This window comes from Kitasatospora sp. NPDC059827 (assembly GCF_042731675.1).
Lineage (GTDB): Bacteria > Actinomycetota > Actinomycetes > Streptomycetales > Streptomycetaceae > Kitasatospora.
The window spans coordinates 28,516-44,978 of sequence record NZ_JBHWIV010000005.1 but is presented as its reverse complement, the minus strand read 5'-3'; the positions used below and the strand labels follow the sequence as shown (position 1 = coordinate 44,978).

The 16,463-nt window shown below is 72.4% G+C and carries 16 protein-coding genes; 9 read left to right on the top strand and 7 right to left on the bottom strand.

The annotated features are described in order from the left end of the window. Positions 1 to 24: 24 nt before the first annotated feature. From ACFV8H_RS04885 to ACFV8H_RS04870, 4 genes are all read right to left on the bottom strand, one after another. A complete protein-coding gene (locus ACFV8H_RS04885; protein ID WP_380396544.1) occupies positions 25 to 501 on the bottom strand; it encodes a PPOX class F420-dependent oxidoreductase in 477 nt (158 codons plus the stop codon). A gap of 168 nt (positions 502 to 669) precedes the next feature. Next, on the bottom strand, positions 670 to 1,908 hold the full coding sequence (locus tag ACFV8H_RS04880) for an MFS transporter (RefSeq protein WP_380396543.1): 1,239 nt from the start codon (positions 1,906 to 1,908) through the stop codon (positions 670 to 672). Between the two features lie 29 nt (positions 1,909 to 1,937). Then, positions 1,938 to 2,762 carry an oxidoreductase gene (locus tag ACFV8H_RS04875; protein WP_380396542.1) on the bottom strand — a complete coding sequence of 275 codons (825 nt, stop codon included), beginning with the start codon at positions 2,760 to 2,762 and terminating at the stop codon, positions 1,938 to 1,940. Between the two features lie 64 nt (positions 2,763 to 2,826). Further along, the gene (locus ACFV8H_RS04870; protein WP_380396541.1) at positions 2,827 to 3,642 is read right to left on the bottom strand and encodes an alpha/beta fold hydrolase; all 816 of its coding nucleotides are present in this window, start codon (positions 3,640 to 3,642) and stop codon (positions 2,827 to 2,829) included. 290 nt (positions 3,643 to 3,932) lie between these two features. Here ACFV8H_RS04870 and ACFV8H_RS04865 point away from each other — a divergent pair, with 290 nt between their 5' ends. Both ACFV8H_RS04865 and ACFV8H_RS04860 read left to right on the top strand, forming a co-directional pair. Beyond that, on the top strand, positions 3,933 to 7,760 hold the full coding sequence (locus ACFV8H_RS04865; RefSeq protein ID WP_380396540.1) for a type I polyketide synthase: 3,828 nt from the start codon (positions 3,933 to 3,935) through the stop codon (positions 7,758 to 7,760). Between the two features lie 185 nt (positions 7,761 to 7,945). Next, complete coding sequence (locus ACFV8H_RS04860; protein WP_380396539.1) at positions 7,946 to 8,527, top strand: TetR/AcrR family transcriptional regulator; 582 nt, start codon at positions 7,946 to 7,948, stop codon at positions 8,525 to 8,527. A gap of 168 nt (positions 8,528 to 8,695) precedes the next feature. Here the strand turns inward: ACFV8H_RS04860 and ACFV8H_RS04855 are convergent, their stop codons facing one another. Further along, positions 8,696 to 9,196 (bottom strand): PaaI family thioesterase, encoded by a 501-nt coding sequence (locus ACFV8H_RS04855; RefSeq protein ID WP_380396538.1) that lies wholly within the window; start codon positions 9,194 to 9,196, stop codon positions 8,696 to 8,698. 297 nt (positions 9,197 to 9,493) lie between these two features. On the opposite strand from ACFV8H_RS04855, the gene ACFV8H_RS04850 reads away from it, so the two are divergent. The 3 genes from ACFV8H_RS04850 to ACFV8H_RS04840 all read left to right on the top strand — a co-directional run bounded on the left by ACFV8H_RS04850 (position 9,494) and on the right by ACFV8H_RS04840 (position 12,779). Beyond that, on the top strand, positions 9,494 to 10,120 hold the full coding sequence (locus tag ACFV8H_RS04850) for a TetR/AcrR family transcriptional regulator (RefSeq protein ID WP_380396537.1): 627 nt from the start codon (positions 9,494 to 9,496) through the stop codon (positions 10,118 to 10,120). A 319-nt stretch (positions 10,121 to 10,439) separates the two neighbouring features. Beyond that, a complete protein-coding gene (locus ACFV8H_RS04845) occupies positions 10,440 to 11,543 on the top strand; it encodes a serine hydrolase domain-containing protein (protein WP_380396689.1) in 1,104 nt (367 codons plus the stop codon). Between the two features lie 123 nt (positions 11,544 to 11,666). Further along, on the top strand, positions 11,667 to 12,779 hold the full coding sequence (locus ACFV8H_RS04840) for a serine hydrolase domain-containing protein (RefSeq protein WP_380396687.1): 1,113 nt from the start codon (positions 11,667 to 11,669) through the stop codon (positions 12,777 to 12,779). A gap of 324 nt (positions 12,780 to 13,103) precedes the next feature. On the opposite strand, the gene ACFV8H_RS04835 is transcribed toward ACFV8H_RS04840, so the two are convergent. Then, positions 13,104 to 13,463 (bottom strand): hypothetical protein, encoded by a 360-nt coding sequence (locus tag ACFV8H_RS04835; RefSeq protein ID WP_380396536.1) that lies wholly within the window; start codon positions 13,461 to 13,463, stop codon positions 13,104 to 13,106. Further along, positions 13,438 to 14,133 (bottom strand): type III effector protein, encoded by a 696-nt coding sequence (locus tag ACFV8H_RS04830; protein ID WP_380396535.1) that lies wholly within the window; start codon positions 14,131 to 14,133, stop codon positions 13,438 to 13,440. Before ACFV8H_RS04830 ends, ACFV8H_RS04835 begins: the two co-directional genes overlap by 26 nt. A gap of 109 nt (positions 14,134 to 14,242) precedes the next feature. On the opposite strand from ACFV8H_RS04830, the gene ACFV8H_RS04825 reads away from it, so the two are divergent. The 4 genes from ACFV8H_RS04825 to ACFV8H_RS04810 all read left to right on the top strand — a co-directional run bounded on the left by ACFV8H_RS04825 (position 14,243) and on the right by ACFV8H_RS04810 (position 16,026). Next, positions 14,243 to 14,677, top strand: coding sequence for an Hsp20/alpha crystallin family protein (locus ACFV8H_RS04825; protein WP_380396534.1), 435 nt, complete (start codon positions 14,243 to 14,245; stop codon positions 14,675 to 14,677). 136 nt (positions 14,678 to 14,813) lie between these two features. Next, complete coding sequence (locus ACFV8H_RS04820) at positions 14,814 to 15,110, top strand: STAS domain-containing protein (protein ID WP_380396533.1); 297 nt, start codon at positions 14,814 to 14,816, stop codon at positions 15,108 to 15,110. A gap of 50 nt (positions 15,111 to 15,160) precedes the next feature. After that, positions 15,161 to 15,565, top strand: a complete 405-nt coding sequence (locus ACFV8H_RS04815; protein WP_380396532.1) for a DUF2267 domain-containing protein — start codon at positions 15,161 to 15,163, stop codon at positions 15,563 to 15,565. 62 nt (positions 15,566 to 15,627) lie between these two features. Next, positions 15,628 to 16,026 (top strand): DUF2267 domain-containing protein, encoded by a 399-nt coding sequence (locus ACFV8H_RS04810; protein WP_359913418.1) that lies wholly within the window; start codon positions 15,628 to 15,630, stop codon positions 16,024 to 16,026. Positions 16,027 to 16,463 lie beyond the last annotated feature (437 nt).

Here is a 16,463-nt window from a genome sequence, read left to right as displayed (position 1 = left end):
CACGCATGGGTGGACGGTTAGCGGTCACTGGTGCTGTTGCTGTTGCTGGGGCAGGCCCGCCACCCAGCGCGCGTGGTCGCGGACGAGCTGCCGGTCGGGGGCGATGAGGAGCAGCACGCGGTCCGAGGCGATGAACTCCTCGGCGAAGGGGCCGCCCAGATACTTGCGGGACAGCTCGTCGATGTGGTCGCGGGCCTCGGCGCCGAGGACCTCCTCGACCACCCGGCCTCGGATCTCGGCGAAGTTCAGCGGGTCGTCCTGCTGCCAGATGGTGACGGTGGCGCGCGGGTCGCGGCGCAGGTTGCGCACCTTCTGCCGCCCCACCTCGCTGTTGAGGGCGAGGTACTCACCCCGGGTGGACACCCAGACGACCTGGGTCTGCGGGGTTCCGTCACGCATCAGGGTGGTCAGGGCGGCGAAGTTCGGTCCGTCCGCGAGGGCGCGGACCTCCGGGGCGAGGCGGTGACCCGTCTCGACTTCCATCTCCTGGTGAGAAGACATGCTGTGTCCTTCCTGCGGGAGGGGGTTCCTTCGTTCGGGACGCGCTTCCTTCGTCGGTGCCCGGCCGCCGGTGGTACGGCGGTGGACGGTGCTGGAGGTACTGGAGGTACTGGAGGTGATGGACGGCGGTACGGCGGTACGGCCGTGGACGGTGCCGCGCGGCGCGGTTCAGCCCCGCAGCGCGGGGCTGGACTCCTCCGCGTCCGTGGGCGCGGCCGCCGGCTGCGGGCGCTTGCGGTTGCGGCGCAGCGCTCCCACGCTGACGACGAGGGCGAGGCCGGCCAGCAGCTCGAAGCCGGCGCCGGCCAGGGGGTTCCAGCGGAGCAGGTCCGCGTCGGCGAGCAGTCCGCCGACCGCGGCGGCGGTCATCTGGCCCACGTAGACGGCGCTGTTGTTCAGCGCCAGGAGCATGTCGCCGCGGTCCCCGCCGATGCCCAGGGCCCGGTGCAGCAGCAGCGGGAAGCTGGGCCAGTGCACCAGGCCCCACACGCCGACGGCGACCGCCGCGACCAGCGGCCACTGGAGGGTCGGGGTGAGCACCACCAGCCACAGGCCCAGCGCGGTGATGGTGATCGAGAGGCCGACGACCGAGCCGAAGCGGTCGGCCAGCCGGCCCCCGACGAAGACCCCGCCGAAGCTGCCGACGCCGAAGAGCAGCAGGACCCAGGACTGCTGACCGGCCGACAGCCCGGTGACCTGCTCCAGGATGGAGCCGAGGTAGGTGTAGACGGTGAACGTGCCCGCGGTCCACAGCGCCGTCACCAGCAGGTGCGTGGGGGCCTGCGGGATCCGGATCGCGGCCATCCGCTCCCGGACGGTGGCGCCGGGGCCGGTGGGCACGTCCGGCAGGAAGAACTGGATGCCGGCCACCGTCACGGCCGCGAGCACCGCGACCAGGCCGAACGCCCAGCGCCAGGAGGAGAGTTCGCCGATCCAGTTGCCGATCGGCACCCCGAAGGCGATGGCGCTGGTCATGCCGGCGTAGACGATGGCCAGCGCCCGGCCGCGCACCTCGGGCGGGCTGATCCGGGCGGCCACCGCGGAGGCGTTGGCCGAGTACAGGGCGGCGCCCGCGCCGGTGATCACCCGGCTGATCAGCAGCACGGTGAAGTTGGCCGAGACGGCCGACAGGAGGTTGCCGAGGCCGAAGACGAGCATGACCCCGATGAGCAGCGGCTTGCGCCGGAACTTGGCGGTGAGCCCGGCCAGGATCGGCGCTCCCACCGCGTAGGTGGCGGCGAACGCGGTGGACGTCTGGCCCGCGAGTGCCGTCGAGAGGTGCAGGTCCCGCCCCACCGCCGGCAGCAGGCCGGCGACGATGAACAGGTCGGTACCGGTTGCGAACGTTCCCAGCGCGAGCAGCCAGACCCGAGGGTCCACCCGCCCCGCCGAACTCGCCGAGCTCATCGGGGTCCTCCTTCTCCGGAGACGGTTGATCAGATGGCGGTGTCCAGCGCGAGCTCCCGCCAGGTGTCGAGCTCCTTGGCGACGGTCTCGAGCTTGCTCTCGACCCGGGCGACGCAGTCCGCGCCGAGCGGCAGGCGCACCGGGGGCGCGTCCGACGCGGCCACGGTGACGATCGCGCGGGCGGCCTTGACCGGGTCGCCGGGCTGCTGGTGGTTGTTGTCCACCGCCCAGTCACGGGTCTTGCCGACGGTCTGCGCGTAGTCGTCGATCGGGGTGGTGCTGTGCAGCGAGGAGGCGTCCAGGAAGTCGGTGCGGAAGACCCCGGGCTCGATGATCGTGACGTGGATGCCGAGCGGGGCGAGGTCGGCCCGCAGGGCCTCGCTGAGGCCCTCGACGGCGAACTTGGTGCTGTTGTAGATGCCCCAGCCCGAGCCGGCCGTGAACCCGCCGACGGAGCTGATGTTGAGGATCCGGCCGGACCGCTCCCGGCGCATGTACGGCAGCACCGCCCGGGTGACGGCGAGCAGGCCGAAGACGTTGATGTCGTAGACCGCGCGCGCCTCGGCGTCCGAGGCCTCCTCGACGGCGCCGAGCAGTCCCCGGCCGGCGTTGTTCACCAGGACGTCGATCCGGCCGAAGCGCTCGTACGCGGCCCGCGCGACCTCCTGCGCCTGCTGCTCGTCGGTCACGTCGAGCGGCAGGTAGAGCACCTCGCCGCCGGCGTCGCCGAGCGCCGCACGCACGACCTCCGTGTCGCGCGCCGTCGCGACGACCTGGTGACCGCTGGCCAGCGCCTCCCGGGCGATGTGCAGGCCGAGGCCACGGGAGCTGCCGGTGATCAGCCAAACGGACATGAACTTCCTCCAACTATCGGTGTGTTGCGGCGGCCCGACGGGCCGGGACCAGCGGGTGTGGTTCTCAGGTGCCGGTGTGCTGCGCGAGGAACGGGCCGAGCACCGCGGCGAACCCCTCGGGGTCCTCCGCCAGCGCGTTGTGGCCGGTCTCGATCTCCGCGTAGGCGGCACCGGGTATGCCCTCGCGCAGCAGCAGCTGCTGGTTGGCTCCGCAGACGCGGTCGTGCACGCTGGCGAACACCAGCGCCGGCACGACGACGGCGCCGAGCAGCGGACGCAGGTCGACGGTGAGGCCGACCTCGAACTGCCGCGCGGTGCCGGGCTGGAAGTTGTCGGCGATCTGCCGGACGAGCTTCCCGTGCTCCGCCTCGTTCGTCGCCTCCCAGTAGCGGGGGCCGAGGGTGGCCAGCGGGAACATCTGCGGGACCAGCGCGGTGCCCAACTCCGCGTCGGTGCGCAGCAGGTCGAGCGAGTAGCGGAAGTCGGCCGTCATCCGCTCGTCGGTGTACGCCCAGCCGGCGTGCGCGACGACCGAGCGCACCCGCTCGGGGTGCTCGGCCGCGAGGCGCAGCGCCACCACGGCGCCGAGGGAGTGGCCGGCGAGGTGGAAGGTGTCCAGGCCGGCGTGGTCGGCCACCGCCAGCACCTCCGCGACCAGGTCGCCCAGGGTCAGCGGCCCGCCGTGGTCGACCGTGTCACCGGAACCGGACAGGTCCGGGGTGACGACGGTGAACTTCCCCCTCAGCTCCTCGACCTGCTGGGCCCAGGCGGCTCCGCGGGTTCCGGTGCCGTGCACCAGGACCAGGGCCGGCCCGCTGCCTTCGATGCTGTACGCCACGTCGGCGTCGCCGCCGCTGATCCGTATCCCCGTGCTCGGCATGTCAGGTGCCTCCTCAGGATTGGTCGACTACCGGACAAGATGGGACCATGAGTCGAGGTTGGATGCAAGTATCACTTTTTACTGAAAGCCAAGTAAGCGAGCGATCTGGACCACACCCGGAGGCGCCGCGCGACCGCCCGACGGCGGAGCGGCGCAGGTGAGGGGCCCATTCGGTGGCCAGCGATGCAACTAGGCGGCGCGGGTTCAATCTTGACCTTGCATCAATGATTGAACGACTATCACTTCTGTAGCACCGATGCTTCGCTCGTACATGAAGGCAGGTACGCCCCATGGATCAGCCCGAAGTAGCGTCCGACCGCTCGATCGCCGTCATCGGCCTGGGATGCAGGTTCCCCGGCGCCTCGAACGCCGACGAGTTCTGGGAGCACCTGATCGGCAATGCCGACAGCGTCACGGCGATTCCCGGCGACCGGTACGACGCGGCCGCCCACCACTCCCCCGACCCGGCCACCCCGGGCAAGTCCATCTCCGCGAAGGGCGGGTTCATCGACGACCCCTTCGCCTTCGACCCCGGCTTCTTCGGCATCTCGCCCGCCGAGGCCCGCGCCATCGACCCCCAGCACCGCGTCCTGCTCCAGGTCGTCTGGGAGGCGCTGGAGGACGCCGGCATCCGCCCCTCCGCCCTGGCCGGCAGCCGGACCGGCGTCTTCGTCGGCCAGGCCACCGCCGAGTACGGCGACGAGCACCGGCCGCTGACCGACCAGGACATCTGGCGCACCGTCGGCAGCCAGCTGCGCTCGATGGCCTCCGGGCGCATCTCGTACGCGCTGGACCTGCGCGGCCCCAGCATCGTGCTGGACACCGCCTGCTCCTCCTCCCTGGTCGCGGTGCACATGGCCCGGCAGAGCCTGCTCACCGGGGAGAGCGACCTCGCCGTCGTCGGCGGCGCCAACATCGTCCTCTCCCCCCGGGACGCCGTCGCCTACTCGCAGGCGGGCATGCTCTCGCCGGAGGGGCACTGCGCCTTCGGCGACGCCGACGCCGACGGCTTCGTGCGCAGCGACGGCGTCGGCGTGGTGCTGCTCAAGCGCCTCGCGGACGCCCAGCGCGACGGCGACCAGGTCCTGGCCGTGCTGGCCGGCAGCGCGGTGAACAACGACGGGCGCAGCAGCGGACTGCTGGTCAAGCCCTCCGTCCCGGGCCAGGTCGAGATGGTCCGCGAGGCCTGCCGCAGCGCCGGGATATCCCCGGCCCGCCTCGGCTACGTGGAGGCGCACGGCACCGGCACCGCCGTCGGCGACACGGTGGAACTGTCCGCGCTGGCGGCGGCGACGGGCCCGGACCGCGCCCCGGGCCGGCCGCTGCGGACCGGCTCGGTGAAGAGCAACATCGGCCACGCCGAGGCGGCCGCCGGCATGGCGGGGCTGATCAAGACCGTCCTGATCGCCCGCCACGGCGTCATCCCGGCCTCGCTCCACCTGAACAGTCCGCACCCGCTGATCGCCGCCCCGGACTCCCCGGTCCGCGTGGTCACCGAGAACGAACCCCTCGGGGACGGCGACGACACCTACCTGGGGGTCAGCTCCTTCGGCCTGTCGGGGACCAACGCCCATGTCGTCCTGAGCCCGTACCCCGCCGAGGCCGCCGGTGCGGACACCACGACGGACACCGGAGCGGCCACCGCGACGGACGGGCGCCCCGAACTGCTGGTGTTCAGCGCCCGCTCGCAGCGGTCCCTGGAACGGCTCGCGACCGCCTACGCCCGCCACCTGCGGCCCGGCGGCGCGGGCCACCGGGAGCCCCTGCGCGACGTCTGCGCCGCGGCCGCGCTGCGCCGCGACCACCACCCGTACCGGATGTGGGCGATCGGCGACAGCCACGAGCAGCTCGCCGACCGGCTGGAGGCACTGGCGGCCGGCGAGGAGATCGCCGACGGCGGACGCGGCGAGGCCGGCTTCGGCCCGCAGCGGCGGACGGTGTTCGTCCTGCCCGGGCAGGGCGCGCAGTGGCCGGGCATGGGACGCCGGCTGCTGGCGGACTTCCCCGCCTTCCGCGAGCGCATGGCCGAGTGCGACGCGGCGGTCCGGGCCGAACTGGGCTGGTCCGTCGTCGAGCTGCTGAACCGCGAGCAGGAGGAGTTCCCCACCGACATCGACGTCGTCCAGCCGGCCCTGTGGGCGATGGAGGTCTCACTGGCCGCCCTCTGGCAGGACCTCGGCGTCAGCCCCTCCGCGTGCGTCGGGCACAGCATGGGCGAGGCGGCCGCCGCCGTGATCACCGGCGCCCTGTCGGTGCGCGACGCCGCCGCCGTCATCTGCCGCCGCAGCCGGCTGATGGCCCGACTCGGCGGCCGGGGGCGGATGCTGGCCACCGACCTGTCCCCGGACGAGGCCGAGCGGATCGCCGCCCGCTACCCCGACGCGCTGTGCGTCGCGGTGGAGAACTCACCGCACTCCACCGTCCTCGCCGGGGATCCGGAGCGCCTCGCCAGGCTCGCCGAGGGCCTGACGGAGCGCGGCCGGCTGGCCCGGTTCGTCAACGTCAGCGTGGCCTCCCACTCCCCCGACATGGACCCGTTGCGGTCCGAACTGCTCGACGCCCTCGCCGACCTCGCCCCGCGCGGCACCTCGCTGCCGCTGTACTCCACCGTGCGCGCCGAGCCCGTCCCCGGGACGGCCCTCGACGCCGGGTACTGGATGGACAACCTGCGCCGCCCGGTGCGGTTCGCCGGTGCCGTGGCGCGGCTGGCGAAGCAGGACGAGAGCGTCTTCCTGGAGATCAGCCCGCACCCGCTGCTGACCTCGGCCGTGGAGGAGACCCTGGAGGCGCTCGGCGCCCCGGCCTTCACCGTCGCCTCGCTGCGCCGCAGGGAGCACGAGGGCGCCGAACTCGCCCGTGCGGCCGGCCGCCTGCACGCCGCGGGCGCCGGCCTCGACTTCACCCGGTGGTTCCGGGGCGCGGTCCGCCCCGTGCCGCTGCCCCGCTACCCCTGGGACGACGAGCACCTGCGGGACCCGGCCGCCCTCCCGGCGGCTACCGGCTTCACCTACGAACGGCCGCTGGACATCGAGGCGTTGGGGGTGTCCTTCCGCGGCACGGCCGTCGTCCCGCCGATGCTGTACGTCGACGCCGTGCTGAGCGCGGCGCGCTCCGAACTCGGCGGGCAGCACCGCCTCGTGGACGTCACCCTGACCGGGGAGCTGGTCGACCGCAGACAGGCACTCGGCGCCACCCTCCGGGTCCGACTGCGGCCCGAGGGCGCCGACCACCTCGCGACCGTCCAGGTCGTCGGCCCGGGGTCGGCCGGCGAACCGGCCCTGACCTGCCTGACGGCCCGCGTCACCTCCTCCCCGCCCGGGGGCGGCGCCACGCCCCGGAGCCTGGACGCGCTGCTGGCGCAGTGCGGCGAGTACCTGCCCGGGCCGGACTTCTACGACGAGGTCCGGGGGTACGGCTACGACGTCCCCGACGAACTCGCGGGCGTCCGCCGGCTCTGGCGGCGCCCGGGCCTCGCGGTGGCCCGGATGCACCTGCCGGCCCCCGGGCACCCCGCGGCCTGGGAGGTGCCGCTGCAGCCGCTGCTCGCCGTGCTGCCCCGCGGCGGGCCGGACGGCACGAGCCACAGCTACCTGGCCGTCGGCATCGACGCGGTGACGGTGCACGGTGACGCGACCGCCCTGGCGAAGCCGGTGTGGAGCTCGGCCGCGCTCCGGCCGGTGGCGGAGGGCACGGCGTCCGGCGACTCCGTCGTCCGCGCGGACGTCGTGCTGCACACGGACGACGGGGACCACGTGCTGGCGGAGCTGCACGGGGTCCAACTCCTGCGGCTGACCGGCACGGTGACACCGGAGGCCGGGCCCGGGCACGCGCCCGCGGCCGTACCGGCGCCTGAGGCCGCCTCCGTCCTCGCCACCACCCCCGCCCCCGCGCCGGCCGCCGACCGCGAGGCGGCCGTGCTGACGCACGCCGCGGCGCTGCTCGGCACCACCCCCGAACGCATCGACCGCCGACGGCCGTTGCGCGAGCTGGGCCTCGACTCCATCACCGCCGTCCGGCTGCGCCAGCGCATCCGGACCGCCATGGGCATCGACCTGCCCGTGGGGCGCCTGCTCGGTCAGGAGACCATCGGTCGACTGCTGGAATCGACTGAGGTTTAAACGAATACTACGCATCAAAGTTAACTTCTGGTATAACTCCGCAGAGGAGGACCGGGCCCGGCCGTACGGGCCGCGCTACAGATGGTTACAAGGTCCACTCCCTTGTCGCTGGAGAACGTATGTATGCTGCTGAACCCCCTCTTGCGCCCGTTGCCACGGGCCGCCGCGAACGCAACAAGCAGCGGATGAGGGAACGAATCTTCTCCGCTGCCCTGAGCCTCTTCGCCGAGAAGGGCTTCGAGCAGACGAAGGTCGACGACATCACGGAGCGCGCCGACGTCGCGCGCGGCACGTTCTTCAACCACTTCCAGCACAAGGAAGAGCTCGTCACCACCTGGAGCAGCCAGCGCCAATCGCGATTCGAGGAGAAGATGCGCCAGAGGACGCCCTCGAACGACGAGCTGTGCGTCGCCCTCGGGCGGTGCATGACGGCACTCGTCGAGATCAACGAGGAGGAGGAGCCGGAGTTCAACCGGGTCATGCTCACCTCGTGGGTGCGGGCGGGCCTGCCGATCACCGAACCGCCGCGCACGGCCGAGGTGTTCGCCAACGTGATCCGGGCCGGACTGGCGGAGGGCAGGATCAGGTCCGGCGTGGACCCGATGCAGGTGGGGTACCTCCTGCGGGACGCCTACCTGGGCGCGCTGTTCCGGTGGTGCCGCGGCGACTTGAAGGGCGACGGCCTGGCCGCGGAGCTGCAGCGCATCGTGGACTTCCTGCTGCCCAGCATCGTCCACGACAGCCCCGTCGCCGGCCGCACGAAGTAGCCGTCGGCGGCCGAGCGAAGCAGACGTCGCCGCGCGACCCACCGAGTCCCGTGCCGTACCCATGAGTTGACGGTTCCCTCGCACACGCGGACCCGCCCACGACGCCGAAGGCGCCGCCCGATCGCCGGGCGGCGCCTTCGAAGTCGGTGGATCCGAGGTGACGGACCGTCAGTCCGACGCTCCCGTCCCGCGCGGGGCCACGTCCCGGATCAGGCAGGTCAGGCGCGAGGTGCAGACCCGGCGGCCCTGGTCGTCGGTGATGACGACCTCGTAGGTCGCCGTGCTGCGGCCGCGGTGGACGGGCGTCGCCGTGCCGGTGACCACCCCCTCGCGCATCCCCCGGTGGTGGGTGCAGCTCAGCTCCACCCCGACCGCCACCCGCTCGGGGCCGGCGTGGAGGGTCGCACCGATCGAGCCCACGTGCTCCGCCAGGACGGCCGAGGCGCCGCCGTGCAGCAGGCCGTAGGGCTGGGTGTTGCCCTCGACCGGCATGGTGGCCACCACCCGGTCGGCGGTGGCCTCGACCAGCACGATGCCCATGCGGTTGCCGAGGTGTCCGGAGGCGAACATCGCCTCCAGGTCCACACCGCCGTCGGCGAAACGGCTGAGGACCTCAGGCGGGATCGCCACCGTGCGCGGCATGGTCTGCGTCTGGGTCTGCTCACCCATGGGTGCGGCTCCGATCGGCGATGGGGTCGGGAAAGGGTCGCTCGTAGGACTGTAGTTTGCCCCATCTGTCCATCGCTGCACTGTGATTGACGTCTCCCCGTCAGAAAGTGTGCAGCGCCGCGGCCCCGACCGACATGAACCTGGCATGTGACTCTAAACTTAAATCCTAGTATAAGTTATGCAAGGGCCGACCCAGCCCTCCGCGGGCTCGTTCGGATGCCGTACCGGTGACCGAGGAGCTCCCCACCCGTGGAGCAGGACCTCAGGAACTGACACCCTCACCCCACAGGAGTACGCATGGCCGACGAAGCCTCCGTCGCACTTGTCCCGACGGGCCGCCGGGAGCGCAACAAGCAGCGGATGAGGGAACGTATCTTCTCGGCCGCCCTGAGCCTCTTCGCCGAGAAGGGGTTCGAGCAGACCACGATCGACGACATCACCGAACGCGCCGACGTCGCCCGGGGCACCTTCTTCAACCACTTCCAGCACAAGGAAGAGCTCATCACCACCTGGAGCAACCGCCGCAGAGAGCGGCTGGAGGACAAGCTCCAGCAGGAGGCGCTCGCGGAAGTGGACGTCAGCAGAGCCCTCGGACGGTGCATGACGGCCCTCGTCGACATCAACGACGAGGAGCCGGCCGAACTCAACCAGGTCATGCTGATGTGCTGGGTCCGGGCGGGCCTGCCGATCACCGAACACCCCTACACCGCCGAGGTGTTCGCGGACGTGATCCGGGCCGGCCTCGCGAAGGGCCGGATCCGCCCCGGCACCGACCCCCTCCAGGTCGGCCACCTCCTGCGCGACGCCTACCTCGGCGCCCTGTTCCGGCTGCGCCGCGACGACCTCAAGGGCATGGACCTGAGGCTCGAACTCCAGCGCGTCCTGGACACGGTCCTCCCCAGCATCCTCACCGACGCCCACTGATCCGTCCCGGCTGATCCGCCCCCGCCGATCCACCGCCGCTGATCCACCGCCGCTGGCCCACCCCCGCCGATCGCGGCGGGTGGTCCGGTCCCCGCCCCGGGCCAGGAGCACGGTCCTGCCCGGGGGCGCCTCCCGGAGCCGACTCCCGGGTTCGGTCTCGTCCTGGGCGCGGACGAACTCCCCCACCTCTGAATGGTCCTCTTGACCCAGGCCGGAAATCACCGGCACGGTCCGTTCAGAGGGGTTCTCCGTGTACGAGCACACACCGCACAGCCGCGTCCAGCGTCCCCGCCGGAACCGCCACGGCCGGCACCGAGCGATCGCGGCCGTGACCGCCGTGGCCTCCGCCTTCGTGGTGGCCGGCGCACTGGCACCGACCACGGCCTTCGCCGGCGGCAAGCCGGACAGCATCCAGCAGAGCCTCAACACCCTGGTGAAGGACGACGGCCTGCCCGCCGCACTCGCCTCCGTCAAGGGCCGCGACGGCCGCACCCGCACCTACACCGCCGGCGTCGGAAACCTCACCACCGGCGCCAAGCCCCCCGTCGACGGCCAAGTGCGCGCCGCCAGCAACACCAAGACCTTCACCGCCGTCGTCGTCCTCCAACTCGTCGCCGAGGGAAAGATCGGCCTCGACGAGCCCGTCGAGACCTACCTCCCGGGCCTGGTGCGCGGCGACGGCATCGACGGACACACCATCACCGTCCGCCAGCTGCTCCAGCACACCAGCGGCCTGCCCGAGTACGTGGACAAGGGCGCCATCCTCACCAGCCCGAAGCGGTACTACGAACCGCGCGAGCTCCTCGACGCGGCCCTGGCCCAGAAGGCCCACTTCGCCCCGGGCTCCAGCTGGGAGTACTGCAACACCAACTACCTGCTGGCCGGCCTGATCATCCAGAAGGTCACCGGGCGGCCGCTCGGCGAGGAGGTCACCAAGCGCGTCATCGACCGCATCGGCCTGCGCCACACCTACTTCCCCACCCCCGGCGACACCACCGTCCACGAGGCCCACCCCCAGGGCTACAACCGGGAAGCCGACGGCTCGCTCCGCGACTACACGGAGCTGGACCCGTCCTGGGGTTGGGCGGCCGGGGCGATCGTCTCCACCAACACCGACCTCAACTCGTTCTTCTCCGCGCTCCTCGGCGGCCGCCTCCTGCCCGCGGCCCAGCTCGCCCAGATGCGCACCACCGTCCCCGCCGAACTCCTGGGCCCGGGCGTGCGCTACGGCCTGGGCCTCCAGAGCAAGCCGCTCCCCTGCGGCGGCCTCGTCTGGGGCCACGGCGGCACCATCCCCGGCTACCGGACCTCCGGGGGCGTCACCGACGACGGCCGCGCCTTCAACATCGCGGTGACGGCGATCCCGGGCGACGAGGCCGGGAAGCACATCGAGGCCACGGTGGACGCGGCCCTCTGCCGCTGACCTCGCACGCCCGGCAATTCCCCCCTTCGGCAGAGGAGTTCCCCAGTGAACGAGCACATCCAGCACAGCCCCGCCCCACGTTCCCGTCGACCCGGCCGACACCGACCCGGCCGGCACCGGACGATCGCGGTCGTGACCGCCGTGGCCGCCGGCGCCCTGGCGGCCGGCACGCTGGCACCCAGCGCGGCCTTCGCGAGCGGCAAGCCGGACACCGTCCAGCAGAGCCTGGACGCCCTGGTCAAGGACGACGGCCTGCCTGCCGCACTCGCCTCCGTCAAGGGTCGCGACGGCCGCACCCGCACCTACACCGCCGGCACCGGCAACCTCACCACCGGGGCCAAGCCCCCCGTCGACGGCCAGATCCGGGCCGGCAGCAACACCAAGACCTTCACCGCCGTCGTCGTCCTCCAACTCGTCGCCGAGGGAAAGATCGGCCTCGACGAGCCCGTCGAGACCTACCTCCCGGGCCTGCTCCGCGGCGACGGCATCGACGGACACACCATCACCGTCCGGCAGTTGCTCCAGCACACCAGCGGCCTGCCCGAGTACATGGCCGCCCCGGCCCTCGCGGACTTCATCCCCATCCAGTTCCGCTACTTCGAGCCCCGCGAGCTCCTCGACGGCGCCCTCGCCCAGAAGGCCCACTTCGCTCCGGGCACCAGCTTCGAGTACAACAACACCAACTACCTGGTCGCCGGGCTCCTCGTCCAGAAGGTCACCGGACGACCCGTCGGCGAGGAGATCACCAAGCGCGTCATCGACCGCATCGGCCTGCGCCACACCTACTTCCCCACCCCCGGCGACACCACCGTCCACGAGGCCCACCCCCACGGCTACCTCAGCCTGCCGGACGCGCCCCCGGTCGACTACACCGACATGGACACCTCCATGGCCTGGGCGGCCGGGGCCGTCGTCTCCACCAACACCGACCTCAACACCTTCTTCACCGCCCTCCTCGCCGGCCGCCTCCTCCCCCCGGCCCAACTCGCCCAGATGCGCACCACCGTCCCCGCCGACCCCCTCGGCCCGGGCGTCCGCTACGGCCTCGGCCTCCAGAGCAGGCCCCTCTCCTGCGGCACCCTGGCCTGGGGCCACGGCGGCACCATCGTCGGCTACCGCTCCCGCGGCGCCGTCACCGACGACGGCCGCGCCGCCAACATCACCGTCACCACCATCCCCTCCGACGCCGCCGCCCACCACATGTCCACCGCCCTGGACACAGCCCTCTGCCACTGACCCACCCCCCTCGGCTACGAGCACCTGCGCCGCCACGACCCCCAGCACACCGGAAACGGCAGAAGCCCCGCTGGCCTGGACTTTCGTCCAGTCAGCGGGGCTCTGACATCACTGTCGGGACGAGAGGATGTGAACCCGCGCCCCAAGGCCACTTCCTGACCACGACACCGCATCCTCCTCGCCTGAACCACAAACGGTTACCACCGAAGGGTGTCCGGCCAAGCAGGACAAGGACGGAGTCGGCGCGGTTCCGCTCGACCGTGACATCCGATCACGGTGTATCGCCTGGGCCATCTGGGATGGCAGTTCTCCGTACCTTCCCTGTCATGCGGGCACCCGGACGGCTGCCTGTACACCGCCTACCGGGCCGTGTTTCGGTGCGTTCGGGACGGTTGGTGCGTGCCGGTGGCCGGCCGTTGTGGGCGGGCTCTCGGTGCGGGCTCGCGCCGGTAGCGGCGGGACGGCCGGAGGGTCCGCGGGCGCGGGGAAGGCCTGCGGGAGCCAGGGCCCGTGGGCCAGGTCGTGGCGGAGGGCGTCGAGTCTGGCCAGGCAGGCATCGACGGTGGCAATGGCGTCGCTGCTGTGCTCGCGGATGCGGCGCTCGATGGCGGCGAGCCGGTCCTCGATGTGCTGCCAGCGGTCTTCGGTGATGAGGGGGTCAGGTTCGTCGTTGGTCGCTGTCATGGCGGAGGCGGTCGGTGCGGTTGGTGAGGTCGTCGAGGCGGGCAGCGAGGTCCGGGTGGGCGGCGGCGAGGTGGGGTCGCATGTCGGCGAGGGGTGCTATCAGGTCGGCCGGGTCGGGGGCGCCGAGGGCGGTTGTGAGCTCGGCCAGCGCAGGGCGGGCCCGCGGTGTGAGGCCGGGCGCGGCAGTGATCTGGGCGGCGAGGACGCGCAGGTCTGCGGCGTTGTCGCGGGCCCAGGTGGTGACGGCACGGTCGGCGGCCCGGCGGTCGCGCACAGCTTTGACGCGCTCCGCCCCGGTCGCGTCCTCTTCGGGTCTGCTGCCGGCGGGACGCAGGCGCAGGTAGCGGTTCTCGGCGGCCTGGCGGCTGGCGACGCCCATGGGGTGGGCGAGGTCGGCCCAGGTGGCGCCACCGGCGCGGGCGCTCTCCACCAGGCCCGCCTCCCAGCCGGCGAGCTCGGTGCGCAGTTCGCGCAGCAGCACCAGTGCGGCCAGGGCCGGCCTCGGTCCCTCGTCCGGTGCACCGGCGCCGGGCCGGGTGGCCGGGCTGGTGTTCCGGGCGGTGCGGACGGCGTCGTCGATGGCGGCGAGTGCGGCGGCTGCGGCGAGGAAGGACGCCGGTCCTGTGGGTGGGCTGCCGCCGGTGGCGGGCGGGTCGGGCCGCTTTCCCATAGGTGTCACTCCTTTGGCGACTGAGGAGATTGTCATCGGATGGATGACATGCTAGAACAGATTCAGGTGAAGCGCACTGGCTCCCATCAATCAGTGGAGGTGTTTCGCGATGCTGATGCGCACTGACCCGTTCCGCGAGCTGGACCGTCTGACCCAGCAGTTCCTGGGCACGAACGGCACCTGGTCCCGGCCGGCCCCGATGCCGCTGGACGCCTGCCGTGTCGGCGACGAGTACGTGATCTGCTTCGACCTGCCCGGGGTGGACCCGCAGGCGATCGACATCGACGTCGAACGGAACATGCTGACGGTCAAGGCCGAACGCCGCCCCCGCCACGAGGGCGACAAGGTGAAGTGGGAGCTGTCCGAGCGACCGCTCGGCGTGTTCTCCCGCCAGGTCATGCTCTCCGACACCCTCGACCCCGCGGGGATCAGCGCCGACTACGACGCCGGCGTACTGACCTTGAAGATCCCTGTCGCCGAGAAGGCCAAGCCCCGCAAGATCGAGATCAGCCACAGCGGAAGCCGCAAGCAGATCCAGGCCTGACCGGCCCCCGGACCGCCGTCCCGCACCGCCGATCCCCCGGGCCCTGCGGGACGGCCCCGGGCCGGACGCCCCGCCCTGGCCCAGTGACCCCGGGCACACCACGGTCTCCGGGCCAGGCCGGCAGCGGGAGACCACCATGCGCGACGAGCAGGAACACGAACCCTTCGTGGTCCGGGCGGACGGCGAGATCGACCTCGACACCGCCCCCTCGCTGCGCCGTGCCCTGACCGCCGCGCTCAAGTCACATCGGGAGGTGGTCCTCGACCTGTCGGCGGTGACGTTCATGGATTGCGCGGGCCTGGGCGTCCTGGTCCAGGCCCACAACCAGGCCGACCGGTGCGGCGGGCGCCTGGCCCTGAGCGGCGCCGGAGGCTGCGTGGTCCGGCTGCTCGAGCTCACCGGTCTGAACGGGCGCCTGATCATCGAACCCTGACCGGGCGCCGACGGCGTTCGCGCCCGCCTTGGGACGGAGGGAGAACTGTGGTGACTCTTCGATGGGAGGCGTTCCTGGAGGAGATCCGGGAACGCGGTGAGTACGACACACCCCAGGAGGCCGAGCGGGCGGCGCGTGTCGTTCTGGCCCTGCTCGGCGCCCACCTGGCGGGCGGTGTGCGCGCCGAACTGGCCGCCCGCCTGCCGGAGACCATGGCCCTGATCCTGCTCAACCCGCTGCGGGCGGTCGAGCCGCTCAGCCCGGAGAGGTTCGTGCGCGCGACGGCGGCCTGGATCGAGGGCGCCACCGAGACCACCGCCCTGTGGGACATCGGCGCCGTCCTCAGCACCGCGGCCGACGCGGCCGACGACGACCTCGTCGAGCGTGTCCTGCTCCAGCTGCCGCCCGGCTACGACCTCCTGTTCGGCCGCCCCCAGCCCGGCCACCGGCCCTGACCACTACCTTCGCGCCGCCCGCACCGACGGCGGCGGCCCACCCCTGGAAGGCCACCACCGCCATGACCCGGTACCGTCTCCTTCTCCAGCAGGTCCGCACCCTCGGCCGCTACACCTCCGACGAGGAGGCCGAACGCGTCCTGCACGCTGTCCTGGCCGTCCTCGGCTCCCAGCTCACCGGCGAGGAGCGCTGCGACGTCGCCGCCAGCCTCCCCGACCGGGCCCGCGCCGTCTTCGCCGCCCAGATCCCCCTGCCCCAGCCGGTCGCAGCGCCCGCCTTCGTCGAAGCCGTCGCCCGCGCCCTGAACACCAGCCTCACCAGCGCCCGCTGGGACGCGTCCTCCGTCCTGGCCGCCCTCAACGACCTCGCCGGCGACCACCTCACCGACCGCCTCCTCGCCGGCCTTCCCCGCGGCTACGCGCTCCTGTTCGGCCGCGCCGACCTCACGATCGCGGCTTGACCCGGGGCGGCACTACCGGCGCCGGCCACACAACGTGGCCGGGTGGCCGGCGCCGGGCCGTTCAATCCGGTCGGCGTCGGCCTTCAATCGCTGACCGGCGACGAGAGACCGACCGCCCCCGCCGGGCGCCCGGTTCGAGTCCGGCGCCACGGCGGTGCGCCGCGACATCGACCTCGGGCAGGTGCAGGACGGCGACGGGACTGGCTGCCGGACCGGGTGGGCCGTCACGGCCACCGACCAGCAGGACGCAGTTGAGCAGGCGCAGTACCGGCAGTACCGGCAGTACCGGCAGTACGAAAGTGACAGTTCAGTACAGAGGATGAACGGAGGGCGCAAGCGCCATCAGGATCGCCCGGCCCGTGAACACTCGCCCGGGCGGACACCGCAGACCCCAACGCAAGGACGGTGGTTTCCGGTCACGCATTCGCGATCCCCGC